The 24,568-nt window shown below is 65.8% G+C and carries 25 protein-coding genes; 9 read left to right on the forward strand and 16 right to left on the reverse strand.

Annotation, left to right across the window (positions count from 1 at the left end):
• Positions 1–3 precede the first annotated feature (3 nt).
• The 9 genes from J3A72_RS15005 to J3A72_RS15045 form a co-directional block, all read right to left on the reverse strand.
• On the reverse strand, positions 4–981 hold the full coding sequence (locus J3A72_RS15005) for an ABC transporter substrate-binding protein (protein ID WP_014646904.1): 978 nt from the start codon (positions 979–981) through the stop codon (positions 4–6).
• Between the two features lie 16 nt (positions 982–997).
• The gene (locus J3A72_RS23175) at positions 998–2,743 is read right to left on the reverse strand and encodes an amino acid ABC transporter permease/ATP-binding protein (protein WP_075076791.1); all 1,746 of its coding nucleotides are present in this window, start codon (positions 2,741–2,743) and stop codon (positions 998–1,000) included.
• On the reverse strand, positions 2,740–3,291 hold the full coding sequence (locus tag J3A72_RS15015) for a GNAT family N-acetyltransferase (protein ID WP_075076790.1): 552 nt from the start codon (positions 3,289–3,291) through the stop codon (positions 2,740–2,742). Before J3A72_RS15015 ends, J3A72_RS23175 begins: the two co-directional genes overlap by 4 nt.
• Positions 3,288–4,508, reverse strand: a complete 1,221-nt coding sequence (locus J3A72_RS15020) for a M20 aminoacylase family protein (protein ID WP_075076789.1) — start codon at positions 4,506–4,508, stop codon at positions 3,288–3,290. Before J3A72_RS15020 ends, J3A72_RS15015 begins: the two co-directional genes overlap by 4 nt.
• 4 nt (positions 4,509–4,512) lie before the next feature.
• Positions 4,513–5,856 carry an LLM class flavin-dependent oxidoreductase gene (locus J3A72_RS15025; protein WP_075076788.1) on the reverse strand — a complete coding sequence of 448 codons (1,344 nt, stop codon included), beginning with the start codon at positions 5,854–5,856 and terminating at the stop codon, positions 4,513–4,515.
• 18 nt (positions 5,857–5,874) lie between these two features.
• The gene (locus J3A72_RS15030; RefSeq protein ID WP_014646899.1) at positions 5,875–6,852 is read right to left on the reverse strand and encodes an MsnO8 family LLM class oxidoreductase; all 978 of its coding nucleotides are present in this window, start codon (positions 6,850–6,852) and stop codon (positions 5,875–5,877) included.
• Positions 6,853–6,866: 14 nt separating this feature from the next.
• Entirely contained in the window at positions 6,867–7,229 is a 363-nt protein-coding gene (locus J3A72_RS15035) for a DUF3088 family protein (protein WP_014646898.1), read from the reverse strand.
• 156 nt (positions 7,230–7,385) lie between these two features.
• On the reverse strand, positions 7,386–7,967 hold the full coding sequence (gene msuE, locus J3A72_RS15040) for an FMN reductase (RefSeq protein WP_075076787.1): 582 nt from the start codon (positions 7,965–7,967) through the stop codon (positions 7,386–7,388).
• Between the two features lie 117 nt (positions 7,968–8,084).
• Entirely contained in the window at positions 8,085–10,661 is a 2,577-nt protein-coding gene (locus tag J3A72_RS15045; protein ID WP_075076786.1) for a TonB-dependent receptor, read from the reverse strand.
• A 330-nt stretch (positions 10,662–10,991) separates the two neighbouring features.
• Here J3A72_RS15045 and ftrA point away from each other — a divergent pair, with 330 nt between their 5' ends.
• From ftrA to J3A72_RS15060, 3 genes are all read left to right on the forward strand, one after another.
• Positions 10,992–11,993 (forward strand): transcriptional regulator FtrA, encoded by a 1,002-nt coding sequence (gene ftrA / locus J3A72_RS15050; protein ID WP_014646895.1) that lies wholly within the window; start codon positions 10,992–10,994, stop codon positions 11,991–11,993.
• 94 nt (positions 11,994–12,087) lie between these two features.
• Complete coding sequence (locus J3A72_RS15055) at positions 12,088–12,522, forward strand: BLUF domain-containing protein (protein WP_075076785.1); 435 nt, start codon at positions 12,088–12,090, stop codon at positions 12,520–12,522.
• A gap of 107 nt (positions 12,523–12,629) precedes the next feature.
• Positions 12,630–13,097: a chemotaxis protein CheW gene (locus J3A72_RS15060; RefSeq protein ID WP_049440767.1), complete on the forward strand. Its 468-nt coding sequence runs from the start codon at positions 12,630–12,632 to the stop codon at positions 13,095–13,097.
• A gap of 11 nt (positions 13,098–13,108) precedes the next feature.
• Here J3A72_RS15060 and J3A72_RS15065 read toward each other — a convergent pair whose 3' ends face one another.
• The 3 genes from J3A72_RS15065 to J3A72_RS15075 all read right to left on the reverse strand — a co-directional run bounded on the left by J3A72_RS15065 (position 13,109) and on the right by J3A72_RS15075 (position 15,357).
• Positions 13,109–13,609, reverse strand: a complete 501-nt coding sequence (locus J3A72_RS15065) for a hypothetical protein (RefSeq protein ID WP_075076826.1) — start codon at positions 13,607–13,609, stop codon at positions 13,109–13,111.
• A 92-nt stretch (positions 13,610–13,701) separates the two neighbouring features.
• A complete protein-coding gene (locus tag J3A72_RS15070; protein ID WP_049440761.1) occupies positions 13,702–14,289 on the reverse strand; it encodes a TetR/AcrR family transcriptional regulator in 588 nt (195 codons plus the stop codon).
• A 123-nt stretch (positions 14,290–14,412) separates the two neighbouring features.
• Positions 14,413–15,357, reverse strand: a complete 945-nt coding sequence (locus J3A72_RS15075) for an AraC family transcriptional regulator (RefSeq protein WP_080469294.1) — start codon at positions 15,355–15,357, stop codon at positions 14,413–14,415.
• Positions 15,358–15,459: 102 nt separating this feature from the next.
• Here J3A72_RS15075 and J3A72_RS15080 point away from each other — a divergent pair, with 102 nt between their 5' ends.
• Positions 15,460–16,299 carry an oxidoreductase gene (locus tag J3A72_RS15080; RefSeq protein ID WP_075076784.1) on the forward strand — a complete coding sequence of 280 codons (840 nt, stop codon included), beginning with the start codon at positions 15,460–15,462 and terminating at the stop codon, positions 16,297–16,299.
• A gap of 47 nt (positions 16,300–16,346) precedes the next feature.
• Here J3A72_RS15080 and J3A72_RS15085 read toward each other — a convergent pair whose 3' ends face one another.
• The 3 genes from J3A72_RS15085 to J3A72_RS15095 all read right to left on the reverse strand — a co-directional run bounded on the left by J3A72_RS15085 (position 16,347) and on the right by J3A72_RS15095 (position 20,077).
• Positions 16,347–18,116, reverse strand: coding sequence for an oleate hydratase (locus J3A72_RS15085; RefSeq protein WP_075076783.1), 1,770 nt, complete (start codon positions 18,114–18,116; stop codon positions 16,347–16,349).
• A 141-nt stretch (positions 18,117–18,257) separates the two neighbouring features.
• The gene (locus tag J3A72_RS15090; protein WP_014646887.1) at positions 18,258–18,782 is read right to left on the reverse strand and encodes a GNAT family N-acetyltransferase; all 525 of its coding nucleotides are present in this window, start codon (positions 18,780–18,782) and stop codon (positions 18,258–18,260) included.
• A gap of 200 nt (positions 18,783–18,982) precedes the next feature.
• Entirely contained in the window at positions 18,983–20,077 is a 1,095-nt protein-coding gene (locus tag J3A72_RS15095; protein ID WP_075076782.1) for an NAD(P)/FAD-dependent oxidoreductase, read from the reverse strand.
• A gap of 50 nt (positions 20,078–20,127) precedes the next feature.
• Between J3A72_RS15095 and J3A72_RS15100 the strand changes: the two genes are divergently transcribed.
• The 5 genes from J3A72_RS15100 (at position 20,128) to J3A72_RS15120 (ending at position 23,124) form a co-directional block, all read left to right on the forward strand.
• Positions 20,128–20,613 (forward strand): MarR family transcriptional regulator, encoded by a 486-nt coding sequence (locus tag J3A72_RS15100; protein ID WP_236636253.1) that lies wholly within the window; start codon positions 20,128–20,130, stop codon positions 20,611–20,613.
• A 184-nt stretch (positions 20,614–20,797) separates the two neighbouring features.
• Positions 20,798–21,253: an SRPBCC domain-containing protein gene (locus tag J3A72_RS15105; RefSeq protein WP_014646884.1), complete on the forward strand. Its 456-nt coding sequence runs from the start codon at positions 20,798–20,800 to the stop codon at positions 21,251–21,253.
• A 10-nt stretch (positions 21,254–21,263) separates the two neighbouring features.
• Complete coding sequence (locus tag J3A72_RS15110; protein WP_075076781.1) at positions 21,264–21,596, forward strand: metalloregulator ArsR/SmtB family transcription factor; 333 nt, start codon at positions 21,264–21,266, stop codon at positions 21,594–21,596.
• 2 nt (positions 21,597–21,598) lie between these two features.
• Complete coding sequence (locus J3A72_RS15115; protein ID WP_075076780.1) at positions 21,599–22,057, forward strand: SRPBCC family protein; 459 nt, start codon at positions 21,599–21,601, stop codon at positions 22,055–22,057.
• 50 nt (positions 22,058–22,107) lie between these two features.
• Complete coding sequence (locus J3A72_RS15120) at positions 22,108–23,124, forward strand: hypothetical protein (protein WP_140222867.1); 1,017 nt, start codon at positions 22,108–22,110, stop codon at positions 23,122–23,124.
• Between the two features lie 17 nt (positions 23,125–23,141).
• Here J3A72_RS15120 and J3A72_RS15125 read toward each other — a convergent pair whose 3' ends face one another.
• The gene (locus J3A72_RS15125; RefSeq protein ID WP_075076779.1) at positions 23,142–24,437 is read right to left on the reverse strand and encodes an alpha/beta hydrolase; all 1,296 of its coding nucleotides are present in this window, start codon (positions 24,435–24,437) and stop codon (positions 23,142–23,144) included.
• Positions 24,438–24,568: the final 131 nt, after the last annotated feature.

The following is a 24,568-nucleotide window of genomic DNA, read 5'->3' on the forward strand; positions in this document are numbered from 1 at the left end:
GTGTCATTGCAACGTCGGCAATCCCGGCGGGTTGGTCTGCGACTGCGGCACGGCTTCCTCGGCCACATTCCACCGTTTCAGCGCCTGCGCGTAGGTGCCACTGGCGATCTGGGTGTTCAGCGCCTGCGTCACTGCATCAGCCAGGCCGCTGCCCTTGCGCGTGGTCACCGAGATCGCCGCAGCGTTCGGCCAGCCACCGGGGAACAGGCCGACGCGCCGCACCTTACCGTCGCGTGCGGAATAGGCGCCGGTGGCGTTGGGCTCGAACGACACATCGGCACGGCCGGTGATCACCGCCAGCCGCCCGACCACGGCGTCATCGAAGTACTGGTACTCCACCGGTTTCAATCCCGCCGCGATGTTCTGCTGGTCCCACTGCCGCAGGATCTGGTCCTGGTTGGTGCTGGCACCCACCACCACCTTCAGCCCGGCCACATCGGCCGGCTTCTCGATCTTCTGGATCGGCCCGTCTGCGCGCGTGTAGATGCCGAGCAGGTCGAAACGGTAGCTGGAGAAATCGAACTTCTTCTTGCGCTCTTCGGTAACCGTCACGTTGGACAGCACCGCATCGTACTTGCCTGATTCCAGACCCAGCGGCCAGTCGGCCCAGGCCACCGGCACGATCACCAGCTTCAGGCCCAGCGCATCGGCGATCAGGCGCGCGATGTCGGGCTCGATGCCCACAACGTCCTTGCTGTCGGCCCCGTAGTCGGCCAGCGGCAGCTGCCCTGGATGGGTGGCCACGGTGAACGACCCGGGCGTGACGAAGCGATACCCCTTGGGGATCAATGACTGCGCCTCTGGATCGAACGTGCCTTTCAACACCGCCGTGTTCGCACCGGCCAGGCTGGTCGCGGCCACGGTGCCGGCATCCGGTGCCTGCCGCACGCGCGAATAGACGATACCGGTGATGCCGATGACCAGCACGCCCACGATCAACAGGGTGCTGCGTGAGGGACGACGCGGTGCTGCAGGGCTCATGGTGTTCCCTTCTCGGTTACAGGGTCTTGGCCAGGAAATCGGCGGTGCGCTGCTGGCGCGGGCGTTCGAACAGCACCTCGGGCGTGCCCTGCTCGATCACCCGGCCCTGATCCATCATCACCACGTGATCGGCTACGCGGCGGGCGAAGCTCAGCTCATGGGTGACGATCACCAGCGTGGTGCCGGAGCGGGCCAGCTCCTCGATCACGCTCAGCACCTCGGCTACCAGCTCCGGGTCCAGCGCCGAGGTCGGTTCATCGAACAACAGCACCTTCGGCTGCAGGGCCAGCGCGCGGGCAATCGCGATGCGCTGCTGCTGGCCACCGGACAGCTGGCGCGGGAAGGCATCGGCCTTGTCGGCCAGGCCGACCCGTTCCAGCAGCGTGCGCGCCTGCTGCTCGGCCTGCGCGCGCGGCACGCCACGCACCGCGATCGGTGCCTCGATGATGTTCTCCAGCGCGGTCAGGTGCGGGAACAGGTTGAAGCCCTGGAACACCATGCCCACTTCCGCACGGCGGCGTCGGATCTCGCGCTCGGGCAGCTCGTACAGGGTGTCGCCCTCGCGGCGGTAGCCGATCAGCTGGCCGCCGACAGTCACGTAACCGCCGTCGGCGCGTTCCAGGTGGTTGATCAGCCGCAGCAGCGTGGACTTGCCGGCGCCCGAAGGGCCGATCAGCACGGTCACGCTGCCGGCGCGCAGGTCCAGGTTCACGTCTTCCAGCACCGGCTGGTCGCCAAACACCTTGCCTACGCCATGCAGCGACACCGCCGCGCCCTCGCCCGCTTCAACCTGGGTGGCGATACGCGGGCGGCTGGCCACGCGCGGCGCAGCTTCGCTCTGCACACGCGGGGGCGATGACTCCCGCGACACCGAGCGCTCGCGCTGCAGCTGGCCGCGCGCGAAGCGTTGCTCCACGCGCCGCTGCAACAGCGACAGCACGGTAAGGATCACCAGGTACCAGACGGTGGCCACCATCAGCAGCGGCACCACCTCCAGATTGCGGCGGTAGATCACCTGCACGGTGTAGAACAGCTCCGGCAGCGCCAGCACGTAGACCACCGAGGTGCTCTTGGCCAGGCCGATCACATCGTTGAACGCGGCCGGCAGGATCGAACGCATCGCCTGCGGCAGGATGATGCGGCGCACCTGGCGGCCACGCGGCAGGCCAAGTGCCGCTGCCGCCTCGTACTGGCCATGGTCGACCGAGAGGATGCCACCGCGGATCACTTCGGCCGAGAACGCGGCCTGATTCAAGGTGAGGCCGAGCACTGCGGCGGTGAACACGCCGATCAGCTGCGTGGTCGGGTACGAGAACAGGCTGATGCCGGTGAACGGCACGCCCAGCTCGATGGTGCTGTACAGGTAGCCCAGGTTGTTCAGCAGCAGCAACAGCACCAGCAGCGGGATCGAACGGAACAGCCATACATAGCCCCACGACACCGCCGACAGCAGCGGCGAGCCGGACACCCGGGCCAACGCCAGCATGGTGCCCAGCGCGAAACCGAGGCCGGTACCGAGCGCGGTCAGCAGCAGCGTGCGACCCAGGCCTTCCAGTACAGGCCGTGCGAAGAACCACTCGGCGAACGTGCCCCAGCCCCAGCGCGGATTGCCCAGCACGGATTGCAGCCCGATCAGGATCAGCGCCAGCGCCAATACCGTGCCGACCACCTGCAGCGGGTGCCGGGCCGGCACGATCTTCAAGGCCGGTGCGGGTGCCGGCCGTGCGCCGATCCCATCCAGCGCCGTCGAGGGCGTGCTCATGCGTGGACCCCTTGCAGCACCGCCTGCACAGGCGCAACGACAGGCGCGGGCGCCCGCAGATGTTTCTCGAACGGCAGGTGCGCGATGGATTCCGGGTCCGCGTCCAGGTCGAACAGCGCGGTGTAGCCGTGGCTGAGGTAAAGGCCGACCGCCTCGGGCTGGCGGAAGCCGGTGGTCAGGAACACGCGCCGATAGCCCTGGCGCGCCGCCTGCTCTTCCAGTTCCTGCAGCACGCGCCGGGCGATGCCCTGCCGGCGCAGCCCGGGCAGCGTCCAGATCCGCTTGAACTCGGCGGTGTCCGGATCGCGGTGCGGCATGAAGGCGCCGCCAGAGATCGCCACACCATCGCGCAGCAGCAGCACGAACGCGCCTACCGGCGCCGCGAAGGCCTGCGCCGGATAGCGTTGCAGCTCCTCGCGGGCGCTGCCGCCGATGCGTCGGCGCACGTCGGCGTAACGGCTGTCGTACTCCTGCTCCAGGCCATCGAACAGCGGCCGCGCCAATGGATCATCCACCGACGTATAGAGGAAGCGTTCGTTGCTGTTCATGCCACGTCCTTCACCAGATAGTCTTCGGCCAGTCGCGCCCACAGGCTGGCAGCGGGTGCAATGGCGGCGTCGTTGAACACATAGCGCGGGCTGTGCAACGGCGCGCTGTCGCCGTTGCCGACGAACACGAAACTCCCGGGCCGCGCCTGCAACAGGAAAGCGAAGTCCTCGCTGGCGGTGCGCGGCGCGAACTCCGGCACCACCTGTTCGTGGCCGAAGCCCTGTATGGCCACATCGCGGATGTAGGCGGTCTGCTGCGGGTGGTTGATCACGCTGGGGAAGCCACGCGGGAACTCGATTTCGGCGCGTGCCCCGAAAGCGGCAGCGGTCTGCTCGGCAATTCCGGTCACCCGGCGGCGCAGCGTGTCGCGCACCTCGGGCAGGTAGGCGCGCACGGTCAGCTTCAGCTCGACCACGTCCGGAATCACATTGGCGGCCTGCACACCATGGATCGAACCGACGGTGACCACGCCCATCTGCCGCGGGTCGACATTGCGCGACACCACACTCTGCAATGCAGTGATGATGTGCGCGGCGACCAGGATCGGGTCCACGCTGCCCTGCGGCTCGGCACCGTGGCCGCCCTTGCCGATCACCTTCAGCCGCGCCCAGTCGACCGACGCCATCGCCGGGCCGTCGACGAAGCCAAAGTGGCCCACCGGCACGCCCGGCCAGTTGTGCAGCCCATAGATCGCATCCACCGGGAAGCGCTCGAACAGGCCGTCGGCAATCATCTTCGATGCACCCGAGCCGGTTTCCTCGGCTGGCTGGAACACCAGCTGCAAGGTGCCGTCGATAGTGCCGTGATGGGCCAGGTAATGCGCGGCGGACAACAGGATGGCGGTGTGACCATCATGGCCGCAGGCATGCATCAGGCCGTCGGTCTGGCTGGCGTAGGCCAGCCCCGAGTCTTCGTGGATCGGCAAGGCATCGATGTCCGCACGCAGCCCCAGCCGACGGCCGCCCTGCCCACGCTGCAATGTGCCGACCACGCCGGTGCCGCCAAGACCGGTGGTCACCTCATAGCCCCACTGCTGCAGCAACTCGGCCACACGGGCACTGGTGCGGTGCTCCTCGAAGGCCAGCTCCGGGTGGCGGTGCAGGTCATGGCGGATCGCGATGGTGGCCTCGGCGCGTGCCGCGATCTCGGGCAATATGCCCGTCGATTGGGAATCCCGCCGGACATGGCCCGGTGCTGCCGCAGTGTCTCCGCGCATTGCCCTACCCCGCCTTCCGCGCCGGCTCGGCATCGGTCGAATGGCGGCTGGCCTTGTACGGCAGGCCCAGATGTTCGCGCAGGGTCTGCCCCTCCAGCTCGCGCTGGTGGTAGCCGCGCGCCTGCAGGATCGGCAGCACCTGGGTCACGAAATCGTCCAGGCCTTCGCGCTGCGCCGCAAAACCGAGGATGAAGCCGTCGCTGGCACCGGCATCGAACCAGCGGATCAACTCATCGGCCACGTGCTCCGGCGTGCCGATGAAGTTCGGTCGTGGACTCACGGCTTCCAGTGCCACCTGGCGCAGGCTCAGCCCCTTCTCCCGCGCATCCTGCTTGATGCGATCGGTGGTGGAACGGAACGAGTTGCTGCCGATCTCACCCAGGTCCGGGAAGGGAGCATCCGGATCGTACTGGCTGAAATCGTGGTGGTCGAAGAAGCGTCCCAGGTAGGCCAGTGCATCCTCCAGCGTGGCCAGTGCGGCGATTGCCTGGTACTTGGCCTCGGCCTCTTCGACAGTACGGCCGACGATGGGGCCGATGCCCGGGAAGATCTTCACGTCGTTGCCGCTGCGGCCATGCGCGATCGCCGAGTTCTTCACCTTCTGGGTGAACGCGCGGGTTTCTTCCAGCGACGGCGAATGGGTGAACACCGCATCGGCGTACTTGCCGGCCAGCGCGATGCCATCGTCGGATGAACCGGCCTGGAAGATCACCGGCTGGCCCTGTGGCGAACGCTGGATGTTGAGCGGGCCTTCCACCTGGAAGAAGCGGCCCTTGTGGTCGAGGCGGCGGAACTTTTCCGGCGCGAAGAACGTACCGCTGTCGCGCTCGCGCACGAAGGCATCGTCATCCCAGGAATCCCACAGCCCCTGCACCACCTCCAGGTACTCGTCGGCGATCTGGTAGCGCAGTGCATGCTCGGGATGTGGGCGGCCATAATTGCGACCCGAGCCCTCCAACGGCGACGTCACCACGTTCCAGCCGGCGCGGCCGCCGCTGAGCAGATCCAGCGAGGCGAACTGGCGGGCGACGGTGAATGGGTCGCTGTAGGACGTCGACAGCGTGCCGGCCAGGCCGATCTTCTTCGTGGCCGTGGCCAGCGCCGACAGCAGCGAGATCGGCTCGAAGCGGTTGAGGAAATGCGGGATCGACTTCTCGTTGATGTACAGGCCGTCGGCCACGAAGCCGAAGGCGATGCCATTGTCTTCGGCGGTGCGCGCGATGTCGATGTAGAACTGCAGGTTGACGCTGGCATCGGCCGGGTTGGACGGGTGCTTCCAGGCATGCATGTGGCTGCCGGGGCCCTGCAGCATGATGCCCAACGGAATGTGGCGCGGGGTCGTGCTCATGGGAAACGCTCCTGCAGGTCAGGCCACCGCCGCGCGCGGCGCGGGCGACAGCAGTTCAAGGGATGTCAGGCGTGCGTCGAGGTCGGCCACCGGCGCATCGAGGATGAACTCGCCCACGCCGAAACGCCGGTGCAGCGCATCCAGTTCGTCACGCACGTGCTGCGCATCGCCGGACAGCACGCTGGGGCGCGTTTCCTCGATGCGGAAGTCGGCCACCCCCACCTGGCGCGCGTACTCGGCAGCTGCCTCGGCGCTGGGCAGGTTCACCGCCTGCCCGGGACCGAGGTGCAGCTTGTAGACGCGCAGCGCACCGATATGACGCGAAGCGGCTTCCGCAGTCGGTGCGGCGAAGGCCACCGTGGCCAGCAGCGGCGGCTGCGAGGCGACGCTGCGGTAGGCGTCGAACGCGGCCTCGATGTGCTTCGGGTCACCATCGAAGTGCGCGGCGTAGACGAAGCGCCAGCCCAGTTCGGCCGCCTGCTTTGCGCTCTGTGGACTTGCGCCGAGCAGGAAACGCTCCGCCGCCTGCTGCGGAACCGGCCGCGCCAGCGCCTCGCTTTCGGCGCCGGCCAGATAACCCTCCAGGTCGCGCAGTTGCTGGTCGAAGTCGGCGAACGGCGGACGCCCGGCTGCCAGCGCGGCGGTCGAGGCCGGCAGGCCGCCGGGGGCCTTGCCCACGCCCAGATCCACGCGCCCCGGCGCCAGCGCCGCCAGCAGGTTGAAGTTCTCCGCCACCTTGTACGGCGCGTAGTGGCGCAGCATCACCCCGCCACTGCCGATGCGGATGCGCCGGGTCTGCGCCAGCACCCAGGCCGCCAGCACTTCCGGTGCAGGGCTGGCCAACGTCGGTGCGGCATGGTGCTCGGCAAACCAGTAGCGGTGATAGCCCAGCTGTTCGGCGCGCTGCGCCAGCTGCAGGCTGTTGCGCAGCGCCTGCTCCGGCGAAGCGCCCTCGGCTACCGGGCTCTTGTCCAGCACGCTGATCTGATAGCTCACGGTCGCGTCCTCGCTCAGGGGTGGGCCACGGGAATGCCGAGCAATCCGTTCAGTGCGGCCAGGATCGGTTCGGCACCGGAGATGTACTGCCGGTCCTGGTGCGCGCCACTGGCCAGGTCGCTGCGTACGCCCTGCGGCAGCACCAGCTTGGGCAACGACTGGTCCTGCTCGCCGATCTCGGCGATCACCTCGCGGCGCGGCCGCGCGAAGCCGATGCGACGTACGTCCAGCTGCGCATCAAGGCCGTCGATGCTCGACAGTGCACCTTCCAGCAACAGGCTGTGCCGGCAGAAGAAGCGCTGGCCGGGAATCTGGCCGTCCTCGAACTCGCGATCGAGCAGGAACAGGATGGGCTTATCGGTTGCGTCCAGACTCACGGGGTCGTCCTCATCGGGGGCGGCAATGCGATGCCGCTTCGATATCGATGCTAGAGATGCCGGCGGCTGCGGCAGCGACGCCTGGCGACAATCGGCGGTCAGATCCGGCCATGCAGATGCGGCGTGGCCATAAGCAAAGCGCCGCCGGTTATGGCGTCAGGCGATGCGTCGCAGCGGCGCCGCTACCGTCAGCGCCTGCGTCGCCAGGTGGCCGGCCGCACGCTCGGCTGCCAGCGCGATGCGTGCCTGCAAGGCAGCACTGTTGATGTGCTCGCCGTCGAAGTCGGCAGGCGTGGCATACACCCCGATCGGCAGCGTGTGCGCCTGCAGGAAACTGAACAACGGCCGCAACTGGTGGTCGATCACCAGCGCATGGCGCTCGCTGCCACCGGTCGCCGCCAGCAGCACAGGCGTATCCACCAGCGCCTCCAGCCCGACGAAGTCGACCAGGTGCTTGAACAACCCGGGATACGAGCCGCGATAGACCGGCGCGGCCACCACCAGCAGCTCTGCGGCCTCGATGCTCTGCAGCGCCTGTTCCACCTCCGGCCCCGCCTCATCGCGCGATAACGACTGGCCTAGCGAGCGCGCGATCGGCGCCAGCTCCACCAGCTCCACGCTGGCATGCACGCGTTGCTGCAGCGACGCCAGCAGATGCCGCACCAGCAGCAACGTGCGCGATGCCGCCGAACTGGTCGGCGACCCCACCAATGCAACCACCTTCAATGCAGAAGACATGAACTGCTCCTCGATAATGCCGAACTACCTCCGGCCGCCCTTCGTCTTTTGTAGAGCCGAGCCATGCTCGGCTGCTTCCCGCCTTTGTAGAGCCGAGCCATGCTCGGCTGCCCCAGATCAGAACCGGTAACTGATCCGCCCATACCAATACGCCCCGACGTTGCCCAGCACATCGCCGCTGTCCCACGTCGTCTCGATGCTCGCCACATCGGTGGCACTGCGCGCATACGCGGGCACCTTGCGCGTGCGCTTGTCGAACACATTGTTGATCCCCAGCGCCGCGCTCCAGCCCGCCCCTAGCTCCACGCCGCCGGACAGGTTGGTTACCAGCACCGGCGGCTGCTTGTACTCCACGCCGTTGTTCAGGCGCTTGATCGGGCCGTAGTAGGTGAAATCGACGTTCGAACGCCAGCGCCCGTTCTGCCAGCCCAGCCCGGCTACCTGGGTGTAGCTGGGCGTGCGGAAGCGCAGCGCGTATTCGCTGCTCTTGGTCAGCAGGTTGATGTTCGGCAGCCCCTGCAGCGCCGCCGGAATGTCGCTCACCTTCTGGATGGTGGTACGGCCGACGTTGGCCGCGTAGCTCCAGCGCAGCTTGCCCCACGCAGTGTCCTGGTTGGCTTCCAGGGTCAGCTCGACACCGCGCGTGCGGGTATTGCCCACATTGGTGAAGTAGCTGGCGTAGAACGCATCACCCGGCAGGATGCTGATGCCGGCGGAACCCAGCAGCGCATCGATGGTGTTCTTCTGCGCCGCGCTCAGCACCGTACCGCTGTTGTCGGTGATGCGCGCCGGATCCTGCGCGTTGTAGCCGATCTGGCTGGACTGGCCCAGCTGGCCACGGATGTCGATCTGGTACGCATCCACGGCCAGATGGAACGCCGGGCTCGGGTCCCAGGTCACGCCCAGGCTGTAGTTGGTGGCTTTCTCGGGCTTCAGCGGCGCAGCACCCAGCGCAACCGCCGCCGGTGAAGACACCTGCGCCACCAGCGTGGTCCCGCACGGGCAGCTGCCCGTGGCCTGGTAGTACTGTGCGCCCAGGCTGGGCGCATGGAAGCCGTTGCTGACCGTCGCGCGTACACCCAACGCGTCGGTGAAGTCGAAGCGCGTGGTCAGGCGGCCAGTGGACACGCTGCCGAAGTCGGAATGATCTTCCCAGCGCGCCGCGGCATCCAGATACCAGCGCGAGGTGATGTTGCTGGCCGCGCCCACATAGACCGCCTTGCTGTTGCGCGTCGCCTTCACCGCGTCGGCAGTCGAATAGCCGACGAAGGCTGCGGCACCGAAGCCGGTGTACGACTCCCACTGCCCGGCCCCGCGTTCGTACTGTTCGTGCTGGTACTCGGCGCCTGCGCTCACTTCCAGCGGCGACGCAAAGGCGGCCACCTCGAAGCCACGGCGCAGGTCGAGGTTGGCGATCCCCTGCTGGTAGTCCAGCTTGCCGTCATAGAAGTCAGTGGGCGAACCGGGATACGGCAGCGAGTAGTTCACCGAATTGCGGGTATAGGTGCGCACCGTGCTGCGGTTGCCGGTCAGGCTGGCGTCGTAATCCCAGCCCGCGATCTGCCCCTTCACGCCCGCAGTGCCGGTGTACTGCTTTTCCTTGGTCTCCAGCACCGGCAGGAAGCCATCGGGAAACACGCTCAGCACGCCGGGTGCCTTGTAGGTGGTGAAGATGGTCGCCGGCAGGCGGAAGTTCTGGATCGCCTGCGCGGTGCGGTCACTGGCCGTGGCGTTGGCGTAGAACTGCGCGCTCTCGCCCAGGCCATGGCCTGCATTCACTGCGAAAGCCTTCAACGCGTACGACGGCGAACTGAGGATGGTGTTGGCCTCGGCATCGCGGTTGGCCTCGGCCGGGTTCGGCGATGCACCCGTCGGCAAGCGATTGTTCGGGCGCAGTGCGACCCGGTTGCCGTTGGCATCTACTGCCGGATAGCTCAGGTAGCCATCGATGTAGCGACGGGTGCGGATCGCGTGGTGCTGCCGCGTGTTCTCGCCGGACAGGTTGACGAAGCCATCCTGGCCCCACGGCAGCCCGACATTGGCGCGCACGCTGGTACGCGAACCATCACCATCGATGCTCTGCCCGCTCTCCACCGACACATCGCCACCGTGCGCCTGCGATTTCAGGATCACGTTGACCACGCCGGTGATCGCGTCCGAGCCATAGATGGCCGACGCACCATCACGCAGCACTTCCACGTGGTCGATGGCCGACACCGGAATCAACGCCAGGTCCGCCCACGCATGGCCTGGGAAGCCGCCCCCATTGGCACCGCTCACATAGGCACTGGCATTGCGGCGCTTGCCGTTCACCAGCACCAGCGTGTAGCCCGGTGACAGGTTGCGCAGCTGGTAGCCACGGATCAGGCTCTCCTGGTCGCTCTGGTAGCCGCCGATCTGGCTCAGCGACGGCAGGCTGCGCTGCAGCGCTTCCAGCAGGTTGCCCTGCCCGGTGGCGGCGAGGTCCTCTGCAGAGATCACATCGATGGGCGTGGAACTGTTCTTCACCGTGCGCGTGCTGGTGCGTGAGCCGGTGACCACCACCGCATCCAGCGTGGACGCGGCCACGTTGGCCGTCGCGGCGGTGGCAGCAGGATCTGCGTCTGCTTCAGCCGCATGGCTGGGCGAGGCGGCAAGGATGGCTGTGATCAGAACAGCGAGAGCGCTCAGGACAGGGGCGTGGGCGGCAGGCATGGGGGCTCGTGGGGGTGGGCCGGAAACACGCTTCCATTCAAGGGCCTGTTCACCTGGTGCGACAGGCGCGATCGCGTCACCCAGCCGTAACATCCGGCCACCCACATGACCGCTGGTAATGACGTTAGGCGGCGCACACGCACGGGGTCCCCCACGGAGTCGGATCCCTTTCCATAGGAAAGGGCTCTGACCCCACGCACGCCTCCCCACCACGGGGTCAGAGCCCTTCCTGCGGAAGGGATCCGACCCCGGTTCCCATATGCCCGCCCGGCATCACCTCATGCCCGCGCATCACGCAACGCCACGCACCGCCACCCGTAGCATCAGGCCATGCCCAGCCCACCCGCCGATCCCACCGCGCCGCTCGTTGCCATCGTCGCCTGCCACGGCCAGGGGCTGTTCGAATTCGGCTGCGCGGTCGGCCTGTTCGCGCCGGTGCGGCCGGAACTCGGCGTGGCCTGGTACCGCACCCAGCTGTGCGCGGGCGAACCCGGTGCGCTGCGCATGCTCGGCAATGCGCAGGTGCAGCTTCCCTACGATCTCAGCGCGGTTGATGACGCCGACATCATCGTCATCCCCGGTTGGCGCGAACCCAGCGAGCGCCCACCGCAGGCACTGCTCGATGCACTGATCCGTGCCCACGCACGTGGCGCGCGCATCGCCTCGATCTGCTCCGGTGCCTTCGTGCTGGCCTGGGCCGGGCTGCTCGATGGCCGCCAGGCCACCACCCACTGGCGCCTCACCGAAGCGCTGGCACGCGAGTTCCCACGCATCGATGTGCGCGAGGATGCGCTGTACGTGGATACCGGCAGCATCATCACTTCGGCCGGCTCGGCCACCGGCATGGACATGATGCTGCACATGGTGCGCAAGGATTACGGCGCGCGCGTGGCCAACCTGGTGGCCGAACGGCTGGTCCTGGCACCGTGGCGTGATGCCGGGCGCAGCCAGCGCGTCAGCCGCGCCATTCCCCACGGCGAGCCCACCCGCTTGGCAAAGCTGATGGAATGGATGCGCCGCAACCTGCGCGAGCCCCACTCACTGGGCAGCCTCGCCGAGCAGGCCGCGCTCAGCCAACGCACGCTGCAGCGGCAGTTCCTGGACGCCACCGGCCTGTCGCCGATCGACTGGCTGATCCGCGAACGCGTGGCTTTCGCGCGCGAGCTGCTGGAAACCACTGACCGGCCGCTGCAGTGGATTGCAGAACAGGCCGGCTTTGGTTCGCAGGAATCGTTCCGTCGGCACTTCCGCGGTCAGGTCGACGCGAGCCCTACCGAGTACCGCAGCCAGCATCGCGGCGGTCTCGGTGCCGACCGGTTGGTGGGCTGTTGATCCAGTGCGCGAAGCCAATCGCGGCGTGAGCAAAGCCTCACGACGGTCCGGGCTTGCGTGCGTATAGTGACGTGCGTCACAAGAAGCCCCTTCCATGCTCCATGCATTTGCTTACTCCAGCCGCATGTCGGCTGAGCTGTCCAATCAAGCCCTCCACCAGATCGTCTCGCAATCTGCCACGTTCAATCGCCGGGTGGACGTTACCGGTGCGCTGATCGTCGACGGGCAGCGGTTTTTCCAGTACATCGAAGGCCCGCCCGACGCCCTGGAAGCAGTCAAGCGCCGCATCCATGACAGCCGCTCGCATGCTGCCGTCGTGCCGGTACTGGACATGGCCATCAGCGCGCGTGCCGTTCCGTACTGGGCAATGACCCACATCGAGACCGGGCAGATCGTGGTGTCCGGCCTGGTGAATGCGCGCTGGGACGAGTTCGGCCACTCCATTCCGGGCATGGACCAGCTCGTCGGCCTGCTGCGTCCGCATTTTCCACGCGTCGGCACCGTCGGCGCGCCACGCGCAGCCGCCTGATAGACACTGAACCATCGCCTTGCACGCGCACGCCGACGCGGCCGCGCGTTGCGTCCAGGCGTCATCATCCAGATCTCCTTTCCCATCGTCTTCGCCACGCCCATCGCATGCCCGTACCCGCCCACCCTGTAACGGAAACACGCGCATCGCCTGCCGACCTGTTCGAGATCGTCGTCGTGCGTGCAGGCACCGTCCTGTTCGCCATCGACATCCAGGCAGCGGTCGAAATCCGCGGTCCGGAGGCATTCGGCCCTGCAGACCGCAACGGCAGGCCGACCCTGGAAGTTCGTGGGCAGCCATTACCCGTCGTCGACCTGCGCCGCATGAGCGGCCAACCGGCATTCGAGGGTGGCAGCCCGGCCATGCTGTTGATCAACGCCGGCACCGCAACCCTGGCGCTGGCCGTGGACGAAGTGCTGGAGATCGAGACGCCGGACGCGAGCGCGAACACCCCCGAGCCTGCAGCGGGCCAATCGTTCTGCTTCTGCAGCCGGCACATTCAACTCGATCCGGCGCGCTCGGCTGCACTGATCGAACCGGCGGCACTGCTGGGCGCACTTGCCGCGCCGGGGTGACCGGCGGCGTCTCAGGATCGTCCTGCCAAACCACGGTTTCGCAGCCTCCAGCACTGCGCGGCAAAGCCGATCACGAACACCACCAGGCAGGCCAGCAGCGTGTGCAGCACCACCGGGGCCATCGGTGCCGCAGCAATCGGATGCGCCGCCGGCAAGCGGGTCAGCGTTTCGTTGACACCGGGCACCAACGAGAGCAGGAAGCTGAACGACAGTGCGAAGGTCGACAGGTTACGCGCGGCGCGCCCCAGCCAGCGCAGCCGCGCGGCCAGCACGCCGCCGAATGCCACCAGCAGCACGATCACCCCGAATGCGTGGCCGGGGTTGATCCCGCCCGTGCTGGACACGGTGAACGAGGTGGCCACCGATAGCACCAGCCCCACCAGGTACAGCTTGCCCGCGCGCGTGGCGGGATCGATTGCGCGGTGGCGAATGAAGGCATACAGGCCACTCAACACCGGGATCAGGCTGACAGCGGTATGGATCACGCCAAGTGTGGACAGAGGGTGGGATATGGGACATCTCCAGGGACAGAATGAACCTACTAGTAGGTAGGCATTGGACTCAAAAAGAAGGCCCGCGTCGCCGCAGGCCCACCACACATCTCTCAGGACGCCGCGCTCACCCGCGCAATCGCCAACCGCGCCAGTGCCGCGAAGGTCGCCGCATCACCGAAACCGCGCGCGGCCAGCATCGCGCCGTGCACCGATGACATGAACGCCTTGGCCTCATCGGCCGCCGAGCCCTGCAACTGCAGTTGGCCCATCGAAACGCCCTTCTCCAGCGTCACTGCCAGCCAGCCGCTCAGGTCCTCGAAATGGCCGCGCACTTCCTCAGCGATCTCTGCCGGAATCATCGGCGCTTCGGCGGCCAGCATCGCGCAGATGCAGAACGAGGACGTACCCCCTGCAATGCAGCTGGACCAGTAATCCACATAGGCGTTGAGCTCCTGCAGCGGGTCGGCCAACTGCCGGTCCAGCAGCGCCAGGCCTTCGCGCGCCTCGGCCCGGTACAGCTCGACCACCGTGCGCACCAGATCCGCCTTGCTGGGGAAGTGGTGATGGATGCTGGCCTTGCTGATGTTCACCCGCGCCGACACGTCGGCGTAGCTGAAGCCGTTGTAGCCACCGGCTTCCAGCAGCGCACGGGCATGGGCCAGGATTTCCTGTGCCTTGGGCGAGAGCGACTCTTTCATGGCAATTAAACCTACTAGTAGGTAGACACCCTGTCAACCCCTCTCTGCTGCACCCGCCAGGCATCATTCCCGGCAGAGCCGGCCGCTGGCCGGCTTGCTGGCAACGTGACCTTTGATTGCCCCTCAATGCGCAGATACGTACACCGCATCGGCTGGCGGAGGTGGCAGCGCGAAACTGCGCCGCATCCGCGCGACCTCGGCCGCCGGCGGCAACGCGAACAGGCGCTTGAACTCACGGTTGAACTGCGATGGGCTGGCATACCCCACCGCCAGCGATGCCGCTTCGGCAGTCATCCCCTGCCGCAGCATCAGCAACCGTGCCTGGTGCAGGCGGGTCGACTTCACGTACTGCATCGGCGACGTGCCGGTAATCGCGCGGAAGTGGTCGTGGAAGGTCGCCACACTCATGCCCGCTTCGGTGGCCAGTTGCCCCACGTCCAGGGTGGTGGCATATCCGGCATGGATCGTCCGCAGCACTCTGCCGATGCTGCCGAAGCGCCCGCGCATGGCCAGCGCCTCGCGCATTGCGCCGCCCTGTGCACCCGTCAGCACGCGGAAGTACACCTCACGCACCAACGCAGGGCCGAGCACGGCAGCCTCCAACGGTTCAGCCAGTGCCTCCAGCAGGCGCAGCACCGTGGCCTGCATCGGCGCCTGCATCGGGCTGGACATCATGCTCTGCGCCGGTGTCGCCGGGGTGCCCTCCTGTTCACCCAGTTCGATCAGCAGATCCGCCGCCAGCTGCAGATCCAGGTGCAGGTAGATGGCCAGCAGCGGCGCCTGGGCCGACGCATCGGTTTCCATCGTGAACGGCACCGGCACCGACACTGCCAGGTAGTGCTGGGCGTCGTACTGGTAGACCTGCCCGCCCAGATAGCCACGCTTCACGCCCTGGCAGACGATCACGATGCCGGGGTCGTACAACACCGGCGTGCGCGCCAGTGGCCGGTCCGATCGCAGCAACCGCACCCCCGGCAGGCGCGTGAGCGTATAGCCCTCCTCCACCGCCAGCGTCTTCAGCAGGCCGACCATGCGCGCCTGCACCTGCCGTTGCAGGGAATCGACCACAGGCACCCCAGAGGAATAGGCAAGAATGGCCGAATCCTAGGCCTGTGACCCCGGTCGTTCAAGAACTAACGTGCAAGCCCTGCCCACCACGAACGCCCCCTCATGCCCCCTTCCCGCTTTCTCCTCATCACCGGTGTCAGCAGTGGATTCGGCCGCGCCCTTGCCCAGCAGGCCCTGCTGGCCGGCCACCGCGTGGTCGGCACCGTGCGCAACGAAACCGACCGCCAGGTACTCGAAGCGCTCGCTCCCGGCCGCGCATTCGGTCGCCTGCTGGACGTAACCGATACCGCCGCCATCAATGCGCTCGTCGCCGATATCGAAACCAACATCGGAAGCATCGACGTGCTGGTCAACAACGCTGGCTACGGCCACGAAGGCATCCTCGAAGAATCCACGCTCGCCGAGCTGCGGCAGCAATTCGAGGTGAACGTGTTCGCTCCGGCCGCGCTGATCAAGGCCGTGCTGCCGCACATGCGCGCCCGGCGCCGCGGCCATATCCTCAACATCACCTCCATGGGCGGTTTCATCACGATGCCGGGCATCGCGTGGTACTGCGGCAGCAAGTTCGCGCTGGAGGGCATCAGTGAAGTGCTTGACAAGGAAGTCGCGCCGTTTGGTATCCACGTCACGGCCGTCGCGCCGGGTTCCTTCCGCACCGACTGGGCAGGCCGCTCGATGGTGCGGGCACCGCGCAGCATTGACGACTACGACGCATTGTTCGATCCCATCCGCAGCGCGCGTGAGGCGAAGAGTGGCCACCAGCCCGGTGATCCAGTGAAGGCTGCGCAGGCCATGCTGCAGGTCATCGACAGCGACGCTCCTCCCCGCCACTTGCTGCTGGGCAGTGATGCACTGCAGCTGGTGAGGGCAAAGCTGGCATCGATGGCCGGTAGCATCGACGCGTGGGAACAGCTGAGCCGTTCGACCGACGGCGTAGCGTGAGATCTTGAGGCCGCCGATGCCCTCACCGGCGGCCTCCCCCTGCCCGCTCAGTCTTCCTGCACCAGCTTGAACTCGCGCAGCAGGCCACCGATCTGGGTCTTGTCCAGCTTGTTCATCAGCAGATTGCGCAGGAACGCAGGCCCGGGAATATCCAGTTCCTTGCCATCGCGCAGGCGACCGGTGGCGGCCAGCAGCGAGCGCACGTCGTAGGTTGAATTGAACACCTCCGGCACGCCACGTTCGATATCCAGCAACGTGTACACCGCTTCCATCGGCGTACGCACCGAATACTCGGTGGTGAAAATGCAGTCGCGCTGCTTCGATTCGGCGAACTGGCCGATGAAGGCGAAGTTCACCGCACCCTCCGGCACCACGTCAGGGCGGTCACCGGCCTGGCGCGGCATGAAGAACGCGGTGATGTACGGCATCATCACCGGCACCGTCTTCGCACCGGTCGCGGCCAGTTCGTCGATCTCCTCCACCGGCACGCCCAGGTGGTACAGCCACTCGCGGGTGATCTCCTCGCCGGTGCACTCCTGCATCGGCTTTTTCACGTAGTCGCCGGGCGTATCCACAAACAGCGAGTACACCCAGACCACGATCTGGTCCTTGGGCTGGTTCTTGAAATGCGGCTGGCGGTTCACCGTCCAGCTCATCAGCCAGCGCGAGTCGCGCACGCTGACGATGCCGCCGGTCACTACCTTGCCACTGAACGGGTCGCGCTTGGCGATCTTCTGGATGTAAGCCGGAATGCGCGCATCCAGCGTCGTCACTGTCGCCGATTCCCACTTGGTCTGCGGGATATGCGCGCCGAACACATCCGGGCGGCCAAAGGCCTCGTCCTTCGCGGCGATGCGGCGCCACAGGTCCCAGGCCGGCGCCGGTCCTTCGTTCAAACGCGCCGCGGTGTGGTGATCGCCATTATCCGAGTTTTCGGTCAGCGAACCGATCGTCATGAAAACAAGATCATCCGCGCCCAGATCCACGCCATCGGCTACACCATCACGCATCCAGTGGATACGCGTGGCCTGCTTGCGGCCCGGCTGCAGATCGAAGTCGACGTCGGTCACCTCGGTGCCGTACTGGAACACCACGCCCTGGTCCTGCAACCACTTCACCAGCGGCAGCACCAGCGATTCATACTGGTTGTACCGGGTGAACTTCAACGCCGAGAAATCCGGCAGGCCGCCGATGTGGTGGATGAAGCGATGCAGGTACAGCTTCATCTCCAGCGCCGAATGCCATTCCTCGAACGCAAACATGGTGCGCCAGTACAGCCAGAAGTTGCTGTCCAGGAAGTCGCGGCCCAGCACCTCGTCGATCCGCTTGTTCTCCATCTCCTTCCGGGTGGCCAGGAACAGCGCGATGATGTCCTTCTGGGCCTGCTCGGTCAGCGTAAACAGGCCATCGGTGTGCGCATCTTCGCCGCGATTGATGGTGGCGCGCTGCAGGGAGTAGTTCGGGTCGTCCTTGTTCAACCAGTAGAACTCGTCCAGCACGCTGGCATCTTCAATCTCCAGCGACGGAATTGAGCGGAACAGATCCCACAGGCACTCGAAGTGGTCTTCCATCTCGCGGCCGCCGCGGATCACAAAGCCCTTCTCCGGCACCTTCAGGCCATCCAGCGCGCCGCCAGGAATCTGCTGCTGTTCAAGGATGGTGATGCGTTCACCGGCCATGCGGCCGTCGCGCACCAGGAATGCGGCGCCGGCCAGCGAGGCCAGGCCCGAGCCCACAAACCAGGCGCGCTTGCCATCCACACCGGCCGGCTTGCGCGGGCGCGCGAAAGCTTCGTAGTTGCCACTGCTGTAATACATGCGTTGCACCTTCCTGGAGGGGGTCATCAGGAACCGGCAGCGGAATGACACAGCCATCCGATGCAGGTCATGACCCTACTCTAGCGCCGAACCGGTCTATCGTTTCCTGCACGCAGGCTGCGACGGAATGACGCAGCCGCGTCAGAGCGTCCTTCCCAGCAGCATGCCTGGCCAGCCGTCCACGTTGAACGGCGCGATGCGCGTATACCCGCAGGATTCATAGAAGCGCACCAGGTCGCCGCTGCCTCCGGCGTAGCAGTCCACACGCAGATGGTCGACACCGGCAGCGCGCGCCTGCTCGTCGGCAAACGCCATCAGGCGGCGGCCGATGCCACGCACGCGCACATCACGCGAGGCCACCAGAACCCGCACATACAGCTCCGGCCCGGTGGGGGCCGGCACATAGGGCATCGACTCGCCCAGTGCAAGGAACGCCCGCACGTCGCCCTGCTCGTTCTGCGCCACCCATGCGCCTGGCAGTGCACACGCCTCGGTGACCTGGGCAATCCGGCGCGGCATCGTCGACCACGGTTCGCTGCCCCATTGCTGCACATTGCCGATCGACACGAACCACTCGATCACCTCGTCAAAGAGCCCCAACACTGCGGGGGCATCGGCCGCGCTGGCGCGGCGGATGTTCAAGGCGTCCTTTCCGGTTTCAGTCATGGGTTCCGCTCCTGTCATACCACGCTCCCCAACCCTGGAAAACAGGGGGAGCATTGGCCGGTTCAACCAGTCTAGCGCGTACCCCAGCGTGGCCACCTGTACCGGACCAAAGCAGTCGGAAGTCCATGTGACTTCCAGCGCGCCGCCAGGAATCTGCTGCTGTCCCCAGTGTCGCAGGTGCGTACAGACTCGATGCTTCATCAACCGCGTGGAGCATCCCCTCCGGTAGTGAACCAGCGCTGGAACCCCTCGATCGCATCCGGCATCAGGGCGCGGGCGCGTTCACGCACCAACACTTCGGCGTCGCGCATCGCGCTGATCGCATCCGGCCGCGCGCACAACGCCATCGCCACATCCGACGCGTCCAGCATCGCCAGGTTCACGCCCACGCCCACCGGAGGCATCAGATGCGCCGCATCGCCGATCAAGGTCACGCCATCGCGCGGGGTCCAGCAAAAATCCGCTGGCAGGCTGTAGATCGGCCGCCGCACGAAGTCCGTGCAGGCCTCCAGCAGGCGCCGAAGGTTCGTGGCCCACCCGGTATAGCAGCCTGTCACCAGCGTCCGTATGCCGTGCTGCGCGATCTGTGCATCAAGCCATTCGGAAGAGCGCTTCAGCGCCGCATACACGCAGAGCCGATCGCGGCTGTTGCGTTGCACGAACAAGGCCTCCTCGCCGCCAAAGCAGAACAGGCTGCCCTGCCCGACCATCGCTGCGATGTCCGCAGCAGGCTGTTCAATCCAACCTTCGAAGAAGGTAATGCCGGTGGGCAGCGGCTGGCACGTACTCAAGGCCGCGCGCACTTTCGACCACGCACCATCGGCACCGATCACGATGTCCGCCTCGCGCTGCACGCCGTTGGCGAATCGCAGGCCGTGGCCGTTCGCCTGTGCAGATACCAGCGCGGTCAGGCTGTGGCCCCACTGCACCGTGTCCGCCGGCAGCGCGTCCAGCAGCAGCTGGCGCAGGTCGCCGCGGTCGATCTCTGGCTTGTCCTTGCTCCCTTCCGGCCCGAACCCGCCGGTGGTGATCTCCCCGGACCACGGGTCGCCCATCCGCGCCTCCTGCCCCTCATGCCGTGCGACCGCACGGAAGGCCTCCAGCAGGCCCGCGCGCTGCAGCGCCACCTGCCCGGAATCGTCGTGCAGATCCAGCGTGCCGCCCTGTGTGCGCTGCTGCCCGGATGCTTCGCCCTCGTACACGCTCACGGGGTGACCGCCCCGATGCAGGATGAGCGCAGCGGTGAGGCCAGCGGGGCCTGCGCCGATGACGGCAATACGGGGAGGGTGCTGCATGGCGCGATCCAGGTTAGTTGATACGTCAACCGTATGCCGCGAGGGTTGACATGTCAACCATTGCCCGGCAACGTTCGGCCATGACCTCCCCCAGCATCACACCCGACGAATGGGCCACCTGGCGCGGCTTCCGGCGCATGGCAGAAATCACCTCCGGCCGCATCGTCCAGGACATCACCCGCAGCACCGGGCTCTCAAGGGCCGACTTCATCGTGCTGATGGAGCTGAACCAGTCCAAGGATCGCTGCCGCCGCCAGCGCGAACTGCTGGACTACCTGGAATGGGACAAGACGCGCCTCTCGCACCAGCTGACCCGCATGGCGGGCCGTGGCCTGATCGAACGCGATACCGACAGCGAAAACGTCGTAGTGATCCGCATGACCACAGAAGGTCACGCGCAGCTGCGCGCGGCACGGCCGGTACACGCCGCCGGTGTCCGCCGGTATTTTCTCGACCATCTCTCCGCGGATGATCGTGCCGCACTGCAGCGGATCACCGACAAACTGCATGCCGCCCTTCAGGACGGCGAGAACTGAAGCATCGCCCCCGGTAGTGCCGGCCGCTGGCCGGCAACTGCAGTCACCCAACGCCACCGGGATGCCGGCCAGCGGCCGGCACTACCACGCCCGGGCGTTCGTGGCGGGGCTTGACATGCAGGCATTTACCTGCCTATAGTCCGCTCAAGGGCGGCGCCTGCCGGCCCATCGCGAGGAATCTGCAATGGTGGATATCGCACACAGGGTCGGCATCAAGGCCCCCGCAAGCCAGGTGTATCAGGCGCTGGCCACCCCCGAAGGCGTGGCCGCCTGGTGGGCCGAAGACGCGCACGGCGAGCGCGAAGCCGGCGGCACGGTCAAGGTCCGTTTCACCAACAACGGCCAGGAAATCGGCGCCATGGAGATGAAGCTTGAGCAGCTTGTTCCAGGCGAGCTCGTGCTGTGGCGGTTCCTCGCCGGCCCCGCCGAATGGATCGGCACCCACGCGCGCTTCGCGCTGAAGCAGGAAGGCGACTACTGCATCGTCCTGTTCACCCATGAAGGCTGGAAAGAGCGCGTCGAGTTCACCTCCCACTGCAGCACCAAGTGGGCGGTATTCCTGATGAGCCTGAAGGCACTGCTGGAAACCGGCAAGGGCCAGCCCAACCCACACGACGTCAGGATCGACAACTGGAATTGAAGACCTCACCATGGCGGTAGACCACATACGCGACGCAGACAAGGTGTTCAAGGCACTGGCCGATCCCACGCGCCGCACGCTGCTGGATCTGCTCTGCAAGGACAACGGGCAGACGCTGGGCCAGCTGTGCGAACACCTGGACATGGCCCGGCAATCGGTCACCCAGCACCTGGGCCTGCTGGAAGACGCCAACCTGATCAGCACCGTGCGCCGTGGCCGCGAGAAGCTGCACTTCATCAACCCGGTGCCCCTGCATGAAGTCTACGAACGCTGGGTACGCAAGTTCGAGCAGCAGCGCCTGAGCCTGCTGCATGACCTGAAACGAGAGCTGGAAGGAGAATGACGATGTCCGCAGAGTCAACCCGCTTCATCCACGTGATCTACATCGCGTCCACGCCACAGAAGGTGTTCGAGGCCATCACCCGCCCCGAGATCGCCAGTCGCTACTGGGGCCACGAGAACGTCTCGGACTGGAAACCGGGCTCGCGCTGGCAGCACGTGCGTGCAAATGAAACGCGCTCGGTCGAGCTGGTCGGCGAAGTGGTGGAAAGCACCCCGCCCTCGCGCCTGGTCATCACTTGGGCCGCCGCCTCGCAGGCCGACAACCCGGACGCCTACAGCCGGGTGACCTTCGAGATCGTGCCCTACCAGGACATGGTGCGGCTGACGGTTACCCATGAGGAACTGGAACCCGGCAGCGGCATGGATACCGGCATCCGCCAGGGCTGGCCGATCGTGCTGTCGAGCCTGAAGTCGCTGCTGGAAACCGGCAAGGGGCTGGATGTGTTTGCGAAGCCGAGATGAGCAGAATAGATTCACCAGAATCAGACATCGCCAATCATTGACGACAGACCATGGAACTAGCCTTCGCGAATCTCATTCGCGACTATCAGAAGCAAGTATCGTACGCAGTAAAGATTCTGAGAGAATCTGGCATTGAAATGCCATATAGCAGCCACGAGTGGACCCTTCGGACCGATCCCCGAGAGGGAAAGCTCGTCGGAGGTGTGAGCTACCAAAGGCATGGCCGCGGAATCTGGCTGGATCTACCTGATGGACAAGTTGATTTTGACTTTGGAGATCAAGGAGAGACCACTGGATTTGACAGATGGCGTCTTGAATGCTTCTTGGACAGCAGGCGCGATGCCTACCCGACCTCGACTCGCCCCGAGCTCGGAGTATGGCTGAAAGATGGGATCATCAAAGGTGAACTAATTCAAGCCCCCTATGGCCTGTATTACGTTGCAGACATTGCAATCAGCAAGAACCAGGATGTAAATCGAATCCTGACGGATGGCTGTGGCCTGCCCCACCAGTCTCAGGACAGGATACTAACCCTGTACTCTGAATGCTTTCTCTCGGCCGACGTGATGCTCGGACACTACAATTCAACCGTCCGTTACGCAGAGAAGCATAAGGGACTGAGTCGATTGAAGAGAATAGGACTCCGCGTCTACCTGCTGTCATGGCTGGGATATCTGCACTCAACAATGGAAGGCATTCAGTCGATCGGGGTAAGACTACTACTTCAGAGAAGGCGCCATCACTCTTTTCAGGAAGCGATTCCGCTGCTAGACGAACTGAACAGCCTATTCAAGAAGCACGCTAATTCCCTAAGAATTCTGCGAAACAATGTCTTCCATCTACTCACTGATTCCAACGCTCTAGAAGCGTTTTTCTCGCAGGATGGTCAAAGATTGAGATGGGCAACGGAGCTACATCGTCAACTTGCAGAGTTCTTCTCAAATTACAGAATAACGGCCGAGGTGTACTACTTGGAAACCGGAAGAATGGCAGAGAGTGTAGTGAGGAGCGTGGCTCGGGAGCGAAAACGACGTAGATCAACTACCATGCCTACTTCAGAAAAATAGGTCGCAATCGAGGCTCCCTATTTTTTCATTTCGCTCAATCTGCGCGACCGCCCATAACTGCCATGCACATCCTGCTTGATCCAATCGGCCAGCAGGCGCAGGTAGCCGTCGGTGATCCGTGTCGACACCCGGTTGCCCTCGGCATCGGTGCGGAACTCGACCATGCCGTGGTCGGTATCCGGGAACAGGTAGGTGTCGATTGGTTGCCCCGACGCGCGCAGGCGCGACAGGATCGAACGCGTGGCGGCAATCGGCGCGGCGCGGTCCTGCTCGGCCAGCACCCACAGCAACGGCACCTTCAGGCGGCGCAGCGCGGCCTCGGCGTCGTAGTCCCAGATCAGCTCCAGGTTGTCGAAGCGCGCTCGGCCGATCCGGCGCAGGTCGGCGTCACTCATGCGCAGCATGTCGCCGCTGTACTCGCCGTTGATCGTCTTTGCCCACGGCGCGGCACCGATCTGCGTACGCACCTTCGCCAGCGCCTCGAACCCTTCAGTGAAATGCGTGCGCATCAACTGCGCGGTTGCGTCTGAAAGCTGCCCAACCTGCGCCAACGCCGCCGCATCCAGCTGCATGCGCCGTGCCTCGTCGAACAACTGCTCGCAGTCCTCCTCGATGGGCGACACCACCAGCCCGAAACCGATCGCCACAAAATCCGCCTGCGAGCGGGTCGCCGCCAGCGGCGCGATCCACCCGCCCTGGCTGCCACCGAAGTAGCCGGCGCGGCCGAACCGGCCTCTCGCCAGTTCGCGCGCCTTGGCAAGCGCCGCCGCCGCGTCGTCGGCCAGCAGCTCGAAGTTCTGTGTGTACTCGCCGTCCGAATCGCCGGTGCCACGCTTCTGGTAGGCGAACACCGAAATACCCTGCGCCACCAGCATGCGCTGGTAGATCGCCGCAACCGCCATCGTGCGTTCCGAGCCGTGTACCAGCACCACCAACGGCCGTTTGGGGTCGGCCGGACCGGCTGGTTCGATCAGCTGCCCGACCAGTTTTGTTCCGGCACTGCTGAAGGTCGTCTCGGTATCGCGGGTCGGCAGTCGCTGCCAGCGCTGCGTGGCTCCCGCGGGTGACCTGAAGCTGACCACATCGCCGCTGCAGCTCACCGGTGCGTTGGCATCGCCGGTGGCGCCACGTCGCCCGTCCAGCATCAGATAGCGCTGGCCTGTGGCCGGCGCCGCAGCGGGTGCGCCCAGCACCACGATGTTGCCTTGCCCGTCACCGTAGGCACTGACCGTGCACAGCTCGGCGGCTGCAACCGGCAGGCCAGAACACACCAGCACCGCGCTCAACAACGAACGACTCCTCCACCCTGCCATGCCCTTCCCCGGTATCGTGAACCCGCCTCGTGCGGGCGCCCGGCGCAGCCTAGCGCGTTCGTTCGCCAGATTCATGCTGCATCTGCTTACTGTCGGCCTCTCCCATGGCCATACTGGGCGGACGATGCGGA

This window comes from Stenotrophomonas sp. PvP093 (assembly GCF_017876915.1).
GTDB lineage: Bacteria > Pseudomonadota > Gammaproteobacteria > Xanthomonadales > Xanthomonadaceae > Stenotrophomonas > Stenotrophomonas muris.